Annotated in this window: 1 protein-coding gene; it reads right to left on the bottom strand. The window is 72.2% G+C overall.

Annotated elements, in window-relative coordinates; genetic code table 11:
- Nucleotides 1-244 precede the first annotated feature (244 nt).
- On the bottom strand, nt 245-345 hold a 101-nt coding region (locus UK12_RS45400), incomplete at its 5' end, for an MmyB family transcriptional regulator (RefSeq protein WP_442973928.1).

The following is a 345-nucleotide window of genomic DNA, read 5'->3' as shown; positions in this document are numbered from 1 at the left end:
GCAGTCCGGCGTTCACTTCCCCGTAGCTCCACAACAGACGCCGAAGGGCGCCTTCCCGGTCGGGAGGTCGCCCTTCGGCGCTGTGGTCCCGCTCCCCTGAGGGGGTGTGCACGTGGCCGGGCTCGGTGGCCCGGGCGCTCGGGTTCGCGACCAGCTGCTCCACCAGCTCGCGGTCGCGCGGCCTCTCCGAGGTCTAGACCACCAGGTACGCCTCGGGGGCGGCCGGAATGTTCAGGTACGAGGCCTAGAAGCACATCTCGCCGACCAGGGCGTGCCGGAAGACCTTGCGGGACGTCCGGTGCGGCGCGACCTCCTGGCGGGCCCACAGCTCGCGGAACTCGGGGC

It is taken from the genome of Saccharothrix sp. ST-888 (genome assembly GCF_000955975.1).
GTDB lineage: Bacteria > Actinomycetota > Actinomycetes > Streptomycetales > Streptomycetaceae > Kitasatospora.
This window is presented reverse-complemented; position numbering and strand designations above follow the sequence as displayed.